The 14,916-nt window shown below is 76.5% G+C and carries 11 protein-coding genes and 4 tRNA genes; 1 reads left to right on the top strand and 14 read right to left on the bottom strand.

What is annotated here, in order from left to right; translation table 11 throughout:
* The coding region (locus tag ABT006_RS34065) for an HAD-IC family P-type ATPase (protein WP_350712590.1) at positions 1-951 on the top strand (951 nt) is incomplete at its 5' end.
* 192 nt (positions 952-1,143) lie between these two features.
* Here ABT006_RS34065 and ABT006_RS34070 read toward each other — a convergent pair.
* From ABT006_RS34070 to ABT006_RS34135, 14 genes are all read right to left on the bottom strand, one after another.
* The gene (locus ABT006_RS34070; protein ID WP_350712591.1) at positions 1,144-1,809 is read right to left on the bottom strand and encodes a lysoplasmalogenase; all 666 of its coding nucleotides are present in this window, start codon (positions 1,807-1,809) and stop codon (positions 1,144-1,146) included.
* Entirely contained in the window at positions 1,806-2,657 is an 852-nt protein-coding gene (locus ABT006_RS34075) for a sterol desaturase family protein (RefSeq protein ID WP_350712592.1), read from the bottom strand. Before ABT006_RS34075 ends, ABT006_RS34070 begins: the two co-directional genes overlap by 4 nt.
* A complete protein-coding gene (locus tag ABT006_RS34080; RefSeq protein ID WP_350712593.1) occupies positions 2,654-3,379 on the bottom strand; it encodes a FadR/GntR family transcriptional regulator in 726 nt (241 codons plus the stop codon). Before ABT006_RS34080 ends, ABT006_RS34075 begins: the two co-directional genes overlap by 4 nt.
* A 90-nt stretch (positions 3,380-3,469) precedes the next feature.
* Entirely contained in the window at positions 3,470-4,657 is a 1,188-nt protein-coding gene (locus ABT006_RS34085; RefSeq protein WP_350712594.1) for a vWA domain-containing protein, read from the bottom strand.
* Positions 4,654-5,835 (bottom strand): AAA family ATPase, encoded by a 1,182-nt coding sequence (locus tag ABT006_RS34090; protein ID WP_350712595.1) that lies wholly within the window; start codon positions 5,833-5,835, stop codon positions 4,654-4,656. Before ABT006_RS34090 ends, ABT006_RS34085 begins: the two co-directional genes overlap by 4 nt.
* A complete protein-coding gene (locus tag ABT006_RS34095; protein WP_350712596.1) occupies positions 5,832-7,691 on the bottom strand; it encodes an ankyrin repeat domain-containing protein in 1,860 nt (619 codons plus the stop codon). Before ABT006_RS34095 ends, ABT006_RS34090 begins: the two co-directional genes overlap by 4 nt.
* The gene (locus tag ABT006_RS34100; RefSeq protein WP_350712597.1) at positions 7,688-8,824 is read right to left on the bottom strand and encodes a leucine-rich repeat domain-containing protein; all 1,137 of its coding nucleotides are present in this window, start codon (positions 8,822-8,824) and stop codon (positions 7,688-7,690) included. Before ABT006_RS34100 ends, ABT006_RS34095 begins: the two co-directional genes overlap by 4 nt.
* On the bottom strand, positions 8,821-10,197 hold the full coding sequence (locus ABT006_RS34105) for an SDR family NAD(P)-dependent oxidoreductase (protein WP_350712598.1): 1,377 nt from the start codon (positions 10,195-10,197) through the stop codon (positions 8,821-8,823). Before ABT006_RS34105 ends, ABT006_RS34100 begins: the two co-directional genes overlap by 4 nt.
* A gap of 26 nt (positions 10,198-10,223) precedes the next feature.
* A tRNA-OTHER gene (locus ABT006_RS34110) sits at positions 10,224-10,296 on the bottom strand.
* Positions 10,297-10,377: 81 nt separating this feature from the next.
* A complete protein-coding gene (locus tag ABT006_RS34115; protein WP_350712599.1) occupies positions 10,378-11,967 on the bottom strand; it encodes an ankyrin repeat domain-containing protein in 1,590 nt (529 codons plus the stop codon).
* Between the two features lie 24 nt (positions 11,968-11,991).
* Positions 11,992-12,066: transfer RNA gene (locus ABT006_RS34120), tRNA-Ser, on the bottom strand.
* Between the two features lie 20 nt (positions 12,067-12,086).
* A tRNA-OTHER gene (locus ABT006_RS34125) sits at positions 12,087-12,163 on the bottom strand.
* A gap of 28 nt (positions 12,164-12,191) precedes the next feature.
* Positions 12,192-12,264 (bottom strand) — tRNA-Ala (locus ABT006_RS34130).
* Positions 12,265-12,447: 183 nt separating this feature from the next.
* On the bottom strand, positions 12,448-13,983 hold the full coding sequence (locus ABT006_RS34135; RefSeq protein WP_350712600.1) for a coiled-coil domain-containing protein: 1,536 nt from the start codon (positions 13,981-13,983) through the stop codon (positions 12,448-12,450).
* Positions 13,984-14,916 lie beyond the last annotated feature (933 nt).

Raw genomic sequence — 14,916 nt, forward strand, 5'->3', positions numbered from 1 at the left:
GGCACGACGGAGGAGGAGGTGTTGCGGATCGCCGGCGCGGTCGAGGCCGACAGCGAACACCCCCTGGCCAAGGCTCTGGTCAAGGTCGCGCAGGACCGGGGGCTGCGGGCGACCGCCCGGGACTTCCGGTCCCTGCCAGGCCGGGGGGTCCGGGCCGTCGTCGACGGCACCACCTGGGCGGTCGGCGGCCCCGCGCTGGTGCGCGAGGTTGGGGCGGCGGTGCCGGACGACCTCGCCACGGTGACCCGGGGCTGGTCGTCCCGCGGTGCGGTGGTGCTGCACCTCGTCCGGCTGCCCGCCGACGGGCGACCCGAGGCGGTGGGCGCCTTCGCCCTGGAGGACGAGGTCCGCCCGGAGGCCCGCGCGGTCATCGCCGAGCTGCGCGAGCACGGCGTACGGACGATCGCGATGATCACCGGAGATGCCCGTCCGGTCGCCGAGGCGGTCGCCGCCGACCTGGGGTTCCGGCCGGGCGTCGACGAGGTCTTCGCCGAGGTGCTCCCCGCCGACAAGGACCGGGCCGTCGCCGACCTGCAGGCCCGCGGGCTGATCGTGGCGATGGTCGGCGACGGCGTCAACGACGCCCCCGCCCTGGCCCGCGCCGACGTCGGCCTGGCGATCGGCGCCGGCACCGACGTCGCCATCGAGTCCGCGGGGGTCATCCTGGCCTCCTCGGACCCGCGCGGCGTCACCGGCGTGCTGCGGCTGTCCCGCGCGTCGTACCGGAAGATGATCCAGAACCTGGCCTGGGCCGCTGGCTACAACGTCGTGGCGATCCCGCTGGCCGCCGGCGTCCTGGCCTGGGCCGGGGTCGCGCTCAGCCCGGCCGTCGCGGCGGTGCTGATGTCCGCCTCCACCGTCGTGGTGGCGGTCAACGCGCAACTGCTGCGCCGGGTGCGGCTCACCCCAGGAGAACCGGCCGGCGGGAGGGCGGCACGGCCGGGGCGGTGACCACCTGTGCGAGGCGGTCGCTGGTTCGCCGTCAGCCCTTCGTGACCACCTCGTCGGCGGCGAGGCGGGACGTCCGCTAGCGGACCACCGTGCGCAGCCGTTCCGTCCTTCCACCCGCCGGACCGGCGCCGGGAACCCGGCGGCCGACCCGACGGCGCCCGCCGGTCCGGAGCGGACCGACGGGCGCCGGGGCTACCGGGCGCCGTCCGGCACCCGTCGCGGGGCGCGGGCGGGGCTGCCGCCGCCGGCGGCGTCACGCGTGCGGCCGGTCGCCTCGGCCCATCCGGTGGTGATGAGCAGCAGGGCCGCGATGTAGGTGGTCATCACGGCCAGGCTGTGGCCGGGCAGCGTGGTGCCCGCGGCGTCCAGCCCGATCAGCAGGTCGGAGACGAGGAACAGCGCCCCGCCCACGGCCACCCGGCGGGAGACGCCGGTCGCGGCGGCGGCCATCAGGCTGAGCGCGAGGCTGTAGCCGAGGACCGGCAGCCGCAGCGGGCCGAGGGCGTTCCACAGCGCGGCGTTGGCCGCCGCCCAGCAGACGAGGTAGCCGACGACCGCCGCGACGGACGGCCGGCGGTGTCGCAGGAAGGCAGTCAGGAAGCCGACCTGGGCGCCGAGGAAGCACCCCATGCCGACGAGGAACGCGGTGCGGCCGGACAGCAGCAGCGCGATGTCCCCGGCGGTGGCGAAGACCAGCCCGACGGCGACCCCGTCGACGCGCCGGCGCGCCCGCAGCAGGTGCGCCAGCAGCACCGGCGCGAGCAGGGGCTTGGCCAGCCACTGCAGGGCGGTGACGTCGGCCGCGACGCCGATCAGTTCGACGGCGGCCACCACGCCGAACGGCCAGAGCCGCCTCATCGGACGGCGGCCGGCTGCGCGTGCGGGGCGGGCTGCCAGCCGGGCCGGCCGAGCACGTAGCCGAGCCGGTGCCGCCAGGACGAGGCGGCCCGCGCATCTGCCCAGATGGCCTGATACTCGTGGGTCGCCACCCGCAGCGGGTTGTACGTGCCGATGTTCTTCGTCAGGCCGTACCGGACGGCGGCGCGCTCCGGCTCGAAGGTGCCGAACAGCCGGTCCCAGACGATCAGGATGCCGCCGTAGTTGCGGTCCAGGTACTCGGCGTTGGCGCCGTGGTGGACCCGGTGGTGCGACGGCGTGTTGAAGACCCACTCGACGGGACGGGGCAGCACGGTGACCCGCTCGGTGTGCAGGAAGAACTGGTACAGCAGGCTGACCGACTGCTGGAGGAAGATCATCCACGGCGGGATGCCGAGCAGCGCCAGCCCGAGCCAGAACGGGATCGACGTGATCGGCGTCCAGCTCTGCCGCAGCGCGGTCGAGAGGTTGAAGAAGACGCTGGAGTGGTGCACCACGTGCCCGGCCCAGAGCAGCCGCACCTCGTGGTGGGACCGGTGGAACCAGTAGTAGGCCAGGTCTTCGGCGAAGAACAGCAGGACCCAGGTCCAGACGCTGGTGGGGGAGAGTTGGATCGGCGCGACCGTGTACGCGGCGGCGTAGAGGCCGATCGTCAGCAGCTTCCACGGCACACCGATGACCTGGCTGCCGGCGCCCATGGCCAGGCTGGTGGCGGTGTCGCGCAGTTCGTACCCGCGTTCGTCGTCGTCGGGCGCGAAGCGGTAGGAGAGCGCCTCGACGGCGATGAGGAGCAGGAACGCCGGTACGGCGTAGAGCACGGCGGGGATCATGCGCGGGCTTCCCTTCTCGGCGGTGCGGCGGGGGTGGTGAGGGGGGCGGTGAGCAGGGCCCGTGCCTCGCGGGCTGCGTCGGAGGCCCGGCCGGTGACGATCGCGTCGGCGAGCCGGCGGTGGCCTGCGACGTCGAGCAGTTCCGCGGCGCGCCGCTCCGGTGGCACCTCGCCGACGGCGAGCGCGCCGGCCACCAGGCTGTTGAAGGCCAGCAGGTAGGCGGTGTTGCCGGAGCCGGCGACGATGTGCCGCCAGAGCACGATGGTCGCCTCGCCCATCCCGGTCAGGTCCGGCGCGAGCCCCGCGTACTCCTCGACGGCCCGCGGGATCGCGGCCCGGGCCGCCGGGTCGCCGCGCTCGGCGCAGAGCCGGGCCGCGTCGACCCCGACGCAGGCCCGCATCTCCAGCATGTCGCGGACGAGGGTGTCGACCGGGAGGGTGTCGTGGAAGCGGGTGAGGGAGAGCGCGAGGTCGAGCCCGGCGTGCACCCGCCAGTCCAGCACCCGGGTCGCGCCGCCCTGGCTGACGCGGACCAGCCCGAGCTGCTGCAACCGGCGCAGCGCCTCGCGGACGGCGTGCCGGTTGACCCCGAAGGTGGCGGCCAGCTCCCGCTCGCCGGGCAGGGCGTCGTCGGGGCGGTAGGAGCCGCTGACGATCGCGTCGCGGATCTGGCCGAAGACGTGGTCGGAGACGGAGGAGCGGGGGACGGGGGCGAAGTCCATGCCGAGGAGTGTGGCGCAGCGCACATCAACCCGTCAACTGGTTGGGCCAGTGTGCCTGCGACCCGTGGCAGCGCCCGGGTCCGGGCCGGGTCAGTCGTCGATCGTGACGCTCGTGATCCAGGACGGCGGCAGCGGCGCGCCCGCCCCGATCAGCCCCGCGACGACCCGGGTCGCCTCGAGCGGCGCCGCCGGCCACGGCGTCAATCCGTCGGTCAGCACCACCACGATGTGCGGTCGGTCGCGCAGCGCGGCCTCGATCCCGACCCGCATGTCGGTGCCGCCACCCCCGGCCAGCCGCACCTCGCCGACGGTGTGCACCCGCCGTACGACGTGCACGGCCGCGTCGCAGGAGAGCACGGTGACCCGGTTGCCGCCGACGCCGACCGCCCGGAGCACCCCGGCGACCTCGGCGAGCGCCGCGGCGAGCTGCGACTCGCCCATCGACCCCGACGTGTCCACCACGACCACCACCCGGGGCACCGGTCGGCGCAGGCTGGGCAGCACCACTCCGCGGGTCGCCGCGGCCCGTCGGGAGGGCCGGTGGTAGGTGTAGTCGACCGCGCCGCCGGCCCAGGCGGCCGCCTCGCGTACCGCGCCGGTGAGCGCCCGCCGCCAGTCCACCCGGGGTTCGAGCAGCTGGGCGGCCCAGCGTTCCCACCCGGCCGGGACGGTGCCCCGGGAGCGGACGTGCGCGCGGACCGCGTGGGCCGTCTCCCGGCGGATCGCCCCCGCCTCCACCGCGCTGACGCCGCCCGCGGCCGCCCCTTCGCGTTCCCACGGCCGTTCGACGCCGTGCGCCCCGGATCCGCAGTCATGCGCCCCGGCCTCGCACATCCGCGGCGGCAGCATCGGCAGGTACGCCTCGAACAGCAGGCCCGGCGGCAGCCCGAAGGTCTTCGGTTCGATCCGGTCCGGCGGCAGCGGCAGCCGGTCGGCCACCAGGTCGTCGTTGATCTCGCAGTCCTGCGCGACGTTGACCCGGTGGTGGTCGCGTCGCTGCCCGACGGGGAGCCGGTCGGCCCGGCCGTGGTGGTCGCGGAGCAGGTGGGCCACTTCGTGGATCCACACCGCCGCGAGCTGGGCCACCGGCAGCCGGTCGACGAACCCCGGCGAGACGTAGCAGCGCCAGTGCCGGTCGACGCCCATGGTCGGCACGTCCGGCGACTCCACCACCGTGACGCTGTACAGCGCGGTGGCCAGGTAGGGGCGGTCCTGCGCCGCCCGGAACCGGGCGGCGAGCAGCTTCGTGCGGTCCAGCCGGCCGCCGCCGGCACTCATCCGGCCAGGCGTCCCGACAACCGCAGCACGTCCGCGAAGGCGTGGATGGCCGGCGGCACCGGCCACGAGGTGTCGCGCAGCGCCGCCAGGTCCATCGCGGCGCGCGCCGCGACGTCCGGCACGCCCGCCTCGACCGCCTTGCCCAGCACCACCCAGCCGGCCTCCCAGCGGGACCGGTCGACCTTCGCCTGCACCGCGGAGATCACGGCGGTGAGGAACGCCAACTGCCGGTCGCCCCGCTCCGGCAGCCGGAACGCCGCCGGGTCGGCGAGCACCCGCTCCGGGTCGGGCAGGTCCAGGTTCTCCAGGTAGGTGACGAACTCCAACCCCGCGCCGTCGCCCACGGCGCCGATCACCGCCAGCGCCAGCGCCTCCGCCCCGGTCCCCGCCGCGTGGTGGACGGTGAGCAGCCGCAGCACCATCTCCCAGGTGCGCGGCGACGGCCACGCGCCGCCGCGGGCCTCGGCGTCGGCGGGCAGGTGGTGGGTCAGCCCCGGCCGGGCGGTGAGGAAACCCGCGATCGCGCCGCGCGCCTTGGCCAGCGCCGTGGCGGTGCGCCCGGGCCGGACCTCCGGCACGGTCACCGCCGGCCACGTGCCGGCCAGGCCCCGCGCGACCGTGCGCGTGTCGTGCGTCCAGTGCAGGTGCACGAACCGGTTCGCCAGCGGCGGGGCGAGGTGCCAGCCGTCCGCCGCGCTGGTCGGCGGGTTCGCGGCCGCCACGATCCGCACCGACGCCGGCAGCGCGAGGCTGCCGACCCGACGCTCCAGCACCACCCGCAGCAGCGCCGCCTGCACCGCCGGCGGCGCGGAGGAGAGCTCGTCGAAGAAGAGCAACCCCGATCCGGTACGCGCCAGCCGTACCGCCCAGTCCGGCGGAGCCATCGGCACCCCGTCCGTGGCCGGGGAGTCCCCGACGATCGGCAACCCGGCGAAGTCCGACGGCTCGTGCACGCTGGCGATGACCGTCTCCAGCGGCAGGCCCAACCCGTCGGCGAGCTGCTGGAGGGTGGCGGACTTGCCGATGCCCGGCTCGCCCCACAGCAGCACCGGCAGGTTCGCCGACACCGCCAGGGCCAGCGCCTCGACCTTCGGGTCGGCGGCCGGCTCCGTCCGCCACGCGCGCGTGGCGGCGACGAGGTCGTCGGCGGCGGCCAGCGCCGGCACGGCCGCCGTCATCCGCCGACCCATTCCGCCAGCACGTCCCGGATCCGGAACACCGGCCGCACGTCCTCGCCGTCGTCGTCGTACATGCTCGCCTTCCCCTCCGCCAGCTCGCGGGGGCTGTAGTCGTCCTCGTCGGGAGCGTCCGGGTCGGCACCGGCGGCCAGCAGCGCGCGGACCAGCTCCGGGCTGCCGCCGTCGCCGACGGCCACGTGCAGCGCGGTACGCCCCCGACGGTCCCCGGCCCCGATCGGCACGCCAGCGTCGAGCAGCCGCCGGACCAGCGAGACGTCCTCCACCGCGCGCAGATGGTGCAGCAGAGTGCCGCCCCGGCCGTCGCCCATCCTCGGGTCGAGCCCCGCGTCCAGCAGCGCGGCCAACGTCGCCGCGCCGCCGTGCTGGATCCGCAGCAGCACGTCGCGCCGCAGCTCGCGCAGGGGCCGGGGCAGCCGGCCGGTCCCGCCGCGCCACGCCTGTGCGGCGGCGAAGCAGCCCGCCGACTGCCCGCCGAGGGCGCGCAGCAGCTCCTCCCCGGCGACCTCCTCGGCGGTGTGCGACACCGGCTCGAGCCGGCCGTCGCCGTGGACGAGGATGTGCCACCCACCCCCGCACCGCACCGGCACCTCCACCCGCAGACCAGCCACTCTCGGCCGCGCCGTTCCGGCCTGCGCCGTGATGTCCACGCCCGCGTCGAGCCGGTCCACCGTTGTCTCCGGCTGTTCGGCGTGCGCCGTCTCGCCCTGGGCGGTCTCCGAGGTGGCCGTCCCCGGCCGTGCCATCTCGCCCTGCGCCGCGCGCAGCCGCACCGCCGGCACCGGTGGGCGGTCGCCCGGTGACGGGACGGCGTCCGGCGTGGCCGGTGCCGACGGGAACAGGGCCCGGCGCACGAGGGGGTGCAGCTCGGCGGGGCCGAGCAGGCCGTGCCGCAGCAGGTCCAGGTCGGCGGGTCGCTCGTGGACCACGCCGGCGAAGCGGAGGCGGGCGAAGTGCTCCCGCTCGTACCCGACGAACGCGGCCGCAACGGTGCCGTCGCCCCGCCGCCGCACCTCGACCACCGGCCGCGCGCCGGACCAGATCATCACCCGGTCGACGCCGTAGCGGCTTTCGAGGCGGGCCAACTCGGCGTCCAGCCCGAGCGGCACCAGGCAGCCGCGGGCGGCGCTCGCGACCTGGCGGTTGAGGTAGTAGGTCTCCGGGACCTCCGGGTCGAGGTCGACCCCGGCCACCGCCCACGCCTCGACCATCTCGCCGCCGGCGACCAGCCGGTCGAAGACCTCGGCCCGGCTCGCCGGGTCGCCCGGGTCGACCACCGTCGCGTACGACCCGAACGGCCGGACCGCGCCGTCGGCCGCGAAGCCGGGCAGCCGGACCGGCGAGCCGCCGTACGCGCCGGCGAGACCGTCGACGTGCGCGGCGCTCCAGTACACCGGCGGCAGGTCCTGCCGGGGGTAGCCCTCGGCCAGGGTGGGGCGGACGGTCAGCCGCAGCCGCTGCGACCCGTCGACCGTCTTCGGCATGTCCACCATCAGCGCGACGTCGCGGTCGTCGAACCGCCCGTCCACGGCGGACAGTACGAACCGTTGGTGGGTGGCGACGCTGGTGCGGCCGCCGAGCACGCGCGGCAGGTGCCAGCGCAGCAGGTCCGGGGCGAGCAGGCCGAGGTCCGCCTCGATCCGGTCGGCACGGGCCCGGCCGTGCTCCCGGGCCACCTCGGCCAGGTCGAACGCCACGTCCATGCGCCCGGCCGTGCAGGCGGCCCGCCAGTCACCTGCGTCCCGGGCCGCGGCGCACGCCTCGACCATCGCGGCCGGCACGGCGTACCGCCGGACGCGCTGCCAGGTGCGGATCTCGTCGACGACGGGCGGGTTCACCGGTAGACGCTCGCGATCGCCCGGATGTCCTCGTGCGGCGCGGTGACCGGCCGCTCGGCGAGCAGCGCCGAGGCCCGGCGACGCTGCCGGCGCGGCACGCCCCCGTTGATGCCCAGGTACTCCAGCGTCGGATGGCCCTCGACGGCCTCGACGAGCCGCTTCGCGCCCCGCCCACCGACCTCCGTACGCCGCAGGTCCAGCCGGCGCAGCCGGGCGGCGGGCAGCGCGTCGGCGAGCGCCGCCGCGCCCTCGTCGCCGACCACGTTGCCGCGCGCCCCGAGGGCCCGCTCCGAAGGCGGCCGGGCCAGGTCCAGCGCCCGCCAGGCGCCGAGGTGCCGGGCCAACGCGGTCACCCCGGCCGGGGTGATCCCGTTGCCGCCCAGACCGAGCGTCACCTCCACCCCGTCGGCCAGTTCGGCGAGGGCGGCGGCGCCGGCGTCCCCGAGGTGGTTCGCCGCCAGGTAGAGCTCCCGGACCCCGGCGGTGCGGACCAGCGCGCCGAGCACCGGCACCGCGTCCGGGCCGAAGCCGTTGCCGCCCAGGAAGAGCCGCTGCACCGGCCGCTCCCGGTCGGCCAGCGCCTCGGCCAGGGCGGCCAGCCCGCGTACGCTCATCCCGACGTTGACCAGGTCCAGCGTGCGGATGGTGGAGTTCACCGCGAGCGCGGCGGCGAGCCGCCGGACGCCCTCGTCGCCGACCGGGTTGCGCTTGAGCCACAGCGCCCGCACCGTGTGGTCGCCGGCCAGCCGGGCGGCGAGCGCGTCGACCCCGGCCGGGTCGATCCGGTTGCAGCCCAGGTAGAGCGTCTCGAGGTGGTGCCCCGGGCGCAGCGCCTCGGCGACCGCCCGGGCGCCCTCCGCGCCGAGGCCGTTGGTGCCCAGCAGCAGGTGCCGCACCAGCGGCGAGTCGACCGCGGCGGCCACGATCCGGGCGGTCTGCGCCGGGCCGACGCCCTGCTTGCACAGGTCGAGCCGGCCGTCGGGCTGCACCGTGCCGCGGGGGAACTCCTCGGGCGCGACCACCGCGTCCGGCACGGCGAGCCGGAGCAGCAGCGGGTCGAAGTCGGCCGGGTCGGCGAGCCCGGCGTCGGGGTCGGCGATGGCCGGGCAGCGCACCGGCGTGGGATCGGTCACCAGGGCACGCTCCGGTAGTCCTTGAGGAACTGGCCACTCACCGGCGCGCCGTGGACGCCCCGGACGATCGGGTCGTAGACCCGGGCGGCGCCGTCGACCACGTCGAGCGGCGGCCGGAACCCGAGGTCACGCTGGGCGGTCTTGCCGGGGTGCGGCCGCTCGTCGGTGACCCAGCCGGTGTCCACACTGTTCATGTGGATGCCGCTGGTCAGGTAGTCGGGGGCGACCGTGCGGACCAGCATGTTCAGCGACGCCTTGGCCATGTTGGTGTGCGGGTGCCGGGTGGTCTTGCCGGAGCGGCTGTAGCTGCCCTCCATCGCCGAGACCTGCACGACGTGCCGCTGCGGGTGGGCGCTCGCCTGCATCAGCGGGCGCAGCCGGGAGGTGAGCAGGAAGGGCGCGAAGGCGTTGACCACGTGCACCTGCAACCACTCGTGCGGGCTCACGTCGGCGTCGCTGAGCACCCACGAGTTGACCTCGCGCAGGTCGAGCGGCTGGCCCGTCTCGTCGACCTGCCCGGCCGGGAAGAACGCGTCCAGCCCGGCGGGCAGCCGCCGCGTCGTGGTGGCGGCGGGCGCGGCGCCGATCGCGATCCGCGCCGCCGGCCCCTCCAGCGCCGTCGACTCGGCCGCCCGGACCTCCCGGTGGTACGCCTCCGGCCGGTACAGCGTCTGCGCCGCGTTGTTGACCAGGATGTCCAGCCCGGCGAAGCGCCGGCCGACCAGCGTGACGAAGTCGAGCGTGCCGGCCAGGTCGAGCAGGTCCAGTCCGTGCACGTAGAGCCTGTCGGTCCAGTCGTCCGCGTCCGGCACGGCGGCGAAGCGGCGGGCGGCGTCCCGGGGGAACCGGGTCGTCACGATCACGTCGGCGCCGTCGCGGAGCAGCTTGAGCGCGGTGTGGAAGCCGATCTTCACCCGGCCGCCGGTCACCACGGCGGTGCGGCCGGTCAGGTCGCAGCGGGCGTGCCGCCGCTCGCGGTTCTCCGCCGCGCACGGCGGGCACATCTGGTGGTAGTCGACGTCCACCCGGCGGTAGGGCAGCTTGCACACGTAGCAGTGCCGCTCCCGGCGCAGCGACCCGCGCTCGACCACGTCGTGGTCGGCGCCGTCCCCGGCCAGGGCGGCGGGTCGGCCGGAGACGGGCGGGGCGACGTCGGGGATCTCGGTGTGGAACCGGGTGGCGCCGGCCAGCAGCGCCCGGTCCGCCGCCCGGGTCGCGGCGTCCCGGCGGGCCTTGGCGCGCTTCTTCACTCCCCGGTGGGCGGCCGTGACCGCCCGTTCCAACTCCTGCCGGATCGCCTCGTCGAGGTCGGCGTCGTCGAGCCGGGCCAGGACGGCCAGGCAGGCCGCCAACTCGGCGCGGTCGACGGACACGGTGCTCCTTCGCGAAGGGGTGGCGGCGAGACCGGCCGGATTCGAACCGGCGTCCTCCAGCTTGCTGTCAAGGCGCGTCGACCTCTGCGCTACGGCCTCGCCGCGCGGGAGCATACCGAAGGCCACCGACAGCGCGTCGACTACCGTCGCGTCAGCTTCCGCGCGTCGACCACCGTCGCATCAGCTTCGGCGCGTCAGCTTCCGCGCGGCGGCGAGCAGCCCGGCGGGGGTGCGGCCCTGCGCGTCGACGGCGTCCGGGTCGGCGCCGGCCGCGAGCAGGGCCGCCATCACCTCGGTGTCCAGTGCGACCGCGGCGGCGTGCAGCGGGGCGCGGCCGTCCCGGTCGCGTTCGTCGACGTCGAGGCCGGCGGCGGCGAGCGCCGGCAGCATCCTCGTGTGGTCCAGGTGGGACAGCCAGTGCATCAGCGTGCCGCCCGTACCGTCGCGCAGCCCGGGGTCGAGGCCGTCGGCGAGCAGGGCGAGCACGCCGTCGGTGTCGCCGTGCAACGCGCGGGCGAAGACGTCCTGCCGGAGCCTGCGGATCTCCTTCGGCACCGGTCTCGCCCCGGTGCGCCAGGCCCGCACCGCCGCCGCGCAGCCCAAAAGCGGCCCGCCCAGCCCGGCGAGCAGGAACTCCCGGCGCAGTTCCTCGTCGCTGTGGTGTGGGGTGACGAGGCGCCCGTCGGCGGGGCGGACGACGTGCCAGTCGGGCCCGCACCGGATCCGGATCGGCGCGGGTGGCGCCGGTGCCGCGGCCCGCCACGCCTGCGCCCGACCCGGGAACAACGCCTCGTGCACCAGCGGGTGCAGCTCGTCTGGCGTCAGGTCGCCCCGGTGCAGCAGCGCCACGTCCGTCGGCCCCGGTATCCCGAAGGCGCACGGCCCGACGGCGGGATCGCGCCAGCTCGCTCTGCGGACGGTCGGTCGGCCGTCGGCGGCGACCTCGACGGCGAGCCGGCGGTCCGCGCTGACCTGTGTCGTCGCCCCGTAGCGGTGGGCGAGGCGGCGGGCCTCGTGGGCGAGCACGGGCAGCGCCGGCGCGTGGGCGGCGAGCGGGGCCGCGAACCAGGCGGCGTGCTGCCGGGCCTCGTCGGGGTCGACGGTGAACCCGGCCGCCTCGTACGCCGCCACCGGTCGTCCCGTCGACAGCAACGCGGCGAGGGCTTCCACCTCCGCGGCCCGGTCGCCGGTAAGCGCCGGCCCACCCGTGCCGCCCGACCGGTACGGCTGGCCGTCGGGCGAGTGCCAGGCGAGCCGGGCGGCCGAGGCGCCGTACGCCCAGCGGCGCGCGTCGACCGCCGCCGCGTCCCAGCACCAGCCCGGCAGGTCGTGCCACCGGGGCGGCAGGCGCCGGCTGTCGGTGACCCGCAGCCCGATCCGCTGCGGGGCGCAGTCGGCGAGTGGCAGCGTCGCCACCAGCAGCGGAACGCCGGAGTCGGACGCCTCGGCTCCCGTCGGGACCGGGTCGGGCAGCCGGGTGAGCACGACGACGGCCCGCGGCAGGAGGGCCAGCGAGTCGGTGCGGGGCAGGAAGCGGCGCAGCAGGTCCGGGGCGAGGTCGCGCAGCTCGCCCTCGATCCGGGCGGCTTCGCCGCCGCCGTACCGGGCGGCCACGTCCGGCAGGTCGATGTGCGCGTCGACCAGCGCCGCCCGGCACGCGCCCCGCCAGTCCCCGGCGTGGCGGCGGGCGGTGGCGGCGGCGACCATGCCCGGCGGCGAGGCGTACCGCAGGAGCCGCAGCTGCCGCTCCCGCTCGCGTCGGCGCTCCATGTCGGCGTCCCCGTTCCCGTCGGGAGCGGGCCGGCCGGGATCGAACCGGCGTCCTCCCGATTAGCAGTCGGGCGCGACGACCTCTGCGCTACGACCCGCTCGCCGGGGAGTGTAGGGGGTGCGGACCGGCCGGATTCGAACCGGCGTCCTCCCGGTTTTGGAGTCCGGGCGCGACGACCGCTGCGCTACGGCCCGCACGGATCGGGCGGGACGACGCCCGGGCGGCGGACGGGCCGGAATCGAACCGGCGTCCTCCTCCCTGCCAAGGAGGCGCGACGACCTCTGCGCTACCGCCCGCCGCGAGCGAGTGTAGGGCACCGTTGGGGCGACCTCGCTGGGCAACGAGTCCTGGTCGGTGGCGCCGCCCAGCCGCTCCGCGCCCACGAGGCCACGCTCGCCCGCGACCTGACCGGCGGTGCCGGGACTTCCCCGACCGGCCGGGCTCGACGCCGGCCAGGTGCTCCAGCACGTCGTGCCGCGTCAGCCCGGGGCGACCACCCGGTCCGCCGGCGGCTGCGTGACGGTGCCGCCCGGGGACCGCCCCTCCTCGCCGGCCGGTGCCCGCCCCGCGTCGACGGCCAGGGTCCCCGCCGCGCCGCCGGTCCCGCCCGCCCCGGCCTCGACGCCGCCTGCCGCGTAGCCGGTCCCGCCCGACCCGGCCTCGACGCCGCCTGCCGGGTAGCCGGCCCCGCCGCCCACGGCCTCGACGGCGGAAGCCGCCGGCCGGTCGCCGCGCGCACGGGCGCCCACCTGCGGGTACTCGGCGGTCTCCGCGCCACCCGTGGCGGCCGCCATGACCGCCGCCGCGGCCAGGTCCGCCACCCGCTTCGCCTCCCGCTTCACCCGGGCACGGACCTCCTTGGCGTGCTGCTCGGCGGAATCCGCGGCCCGGCGCACCTCGTCGAGCCGGTGCTGCTCCTCGGTCAACTCCTGCCGGGTCTCGGCGAGGCGCTGTTGCAGGTCGGTGAACTCCCGCTCGGCGCTGGCGCTGTCCTGCCGCGCCTGGGCGAGCTGTTGCTGCGCCGTCTCCAGCTCGGACTGCAACCGGGCCAGCGCCTCCCGCCGGTCCCGGAGGCCCTGCTGCGCCGCGGCGAGCTGCTGCTGGTGGGCCGCGGCCTGCTCGTCGGCGCGCTGACGGAACGTGGCCGCGTACTGCTGCGCCTCGGCGATCAGCGTCGCGATCTCCTGCTCGGCCGCCGTGCGCTGGCCGGCCAGCTCCCGCTCCGCCGCCGCGCGCTGCTCGGTGACCTCCTGCTCGGCGGCGGCCCGCCGTTCGTTGATCTCCCGTTCCACGCCGGCCTGCCACTGGCCCAGCTCCTGCTGGGTCTTCGCGCGCGCCGCCTGCACCTCCTGCTGGATCTGGGTACGGGCCGCGGTCAGGAACGCCTCGGACTCGGCGCGGGCCTGTTCGAGCTGCTGCGCGCTCTGCTCGTCGATCCGCTTGGCCTCCTGGAGCGCGTGGTCGTGGGCCGCCTCGCCGGCCGCCCGCAGGCGCTCCGCCGCCTCGCGGATCCGGGCCAGCTCGGCCTGGGCGTTGGCGCGGCGTTCCTCGTGTTCCTGCTCGTCCTGGGCGCGCCGGGCCTCCGCCTCCTCCGCCAACTCCCGCAGCGTCGTGGCGGCGTGCTCCCGCGCCTCGGTTAGCGCCCGCTCCGCCTCGGCCCGCAGCTCGGCAGCCTCCTGACCGGCGGCGTCGGTGATCACCCCGGCCTGCTTCTCCGCCAGGGCCAGGATCTGGTCGACCATCGGCCCCAGGTCGCGGAAGGACGCCCGGTCCGGCTGCGCCGGCCGCTCGCGCAGCTCGGCGACTTCCGCGCGCAACCGGTGCAGCTCGGTGGTCAGCTCCCGCAGCTGGCCCGAGGCCCGCTCCCGTTCGGCGGCCAGCGCCGACCGCTCGCCGTCGACCTGTTCGACGTACCGGTCGACCTGCCGTTTGTCGTAGCCGCGCAGTGCGAGGTCAAAGCTCGGCCGCGAGGTCGCGTCCTCGCGTGCCGCGAACGGCTCCTCGCCGTGGGACATGCACCCTCCTCCGTACGATCGCGAGCGCCACACCGGCGGGGAGTCCGCGCCACGGGCCGTGATGTGGCGCCACGCTACCGCCGCCGCGCGGGCCTGCGGAACGGGGTGACCCCGCCCGGCGGCCCCGGGGGGACGCATCGTGCCGGCCGCGGAGCCGTCGTAGGTGTCGACTACTTCCGACGGTGGTGTCCCACGCGGCGTACAGGCAGGTGACGCCAACGTGTCTGAGGTGGACTCGCGTCACGCGGGCCGGCTCACGGCGCCCGCGCGTAGATAGGCGTCGGGGCGCTGCCGGTCCGCGACCGTCGCGACGCCGGCGACGACGCCGCGCCGCCCGGCACGAACCGTCGGTCGGCTCGCGAGCGCCGCCGAGACGAGAGGGCTGGAAGCCGACCTGGCATGCCCGGCCCGTCGCCGCAGGGGCGGCGGCTTCACGGTGCTCGGGGGTGGACAGCACCGGCAGCGGTCGGCTCACGGTGCTCGGGGGTGGACAGCACCGGCGGCTTCTCCGGCGGCAGGTCGGCGCCGGCGGCGGCGAGGCAGCCCAGGGCGATCGGCAGGCGGGTGCGTGCGGGGGACGCAGACCACCACCACGTCCAGCCGCGCCGCCCGCAGCATCTCCCGACGGTCGGCGTGGACTGGCGTCGGCCTGCCGACCGCCTCGATCGCAAGCGGAAGGCCGCGGTCCCGGCTGTGACGCGCGACGCCGGTCGCCGATTTGACGATCTTCCCGCGGGACGCGTAACTTTCTCTCTGCCAGCGCGGAACGGACGAAACGGGGCGAAAGTCCTGGAGGCCGGAGCGTGGCGATGAGCTTCCGGTTCGAGGGGTTGTTTTTCTCGGGTCCGGGCCGGGTGGTGCCCCGGGTTCGCCGTGAGGCGGATTTGGTGGGGTGGAGCTGACCGGGTATGGTTCGACGCCGGCAGGGAACCG

The organism is Micromonospora sp. NPDC002717 (assembly GCF_040295705.1).
Classification (GTDB): Bacteria; Actinomycetota; Actinomycetes; order Mycobacteriales; family Micromonosporaceae; genus Micromonospora.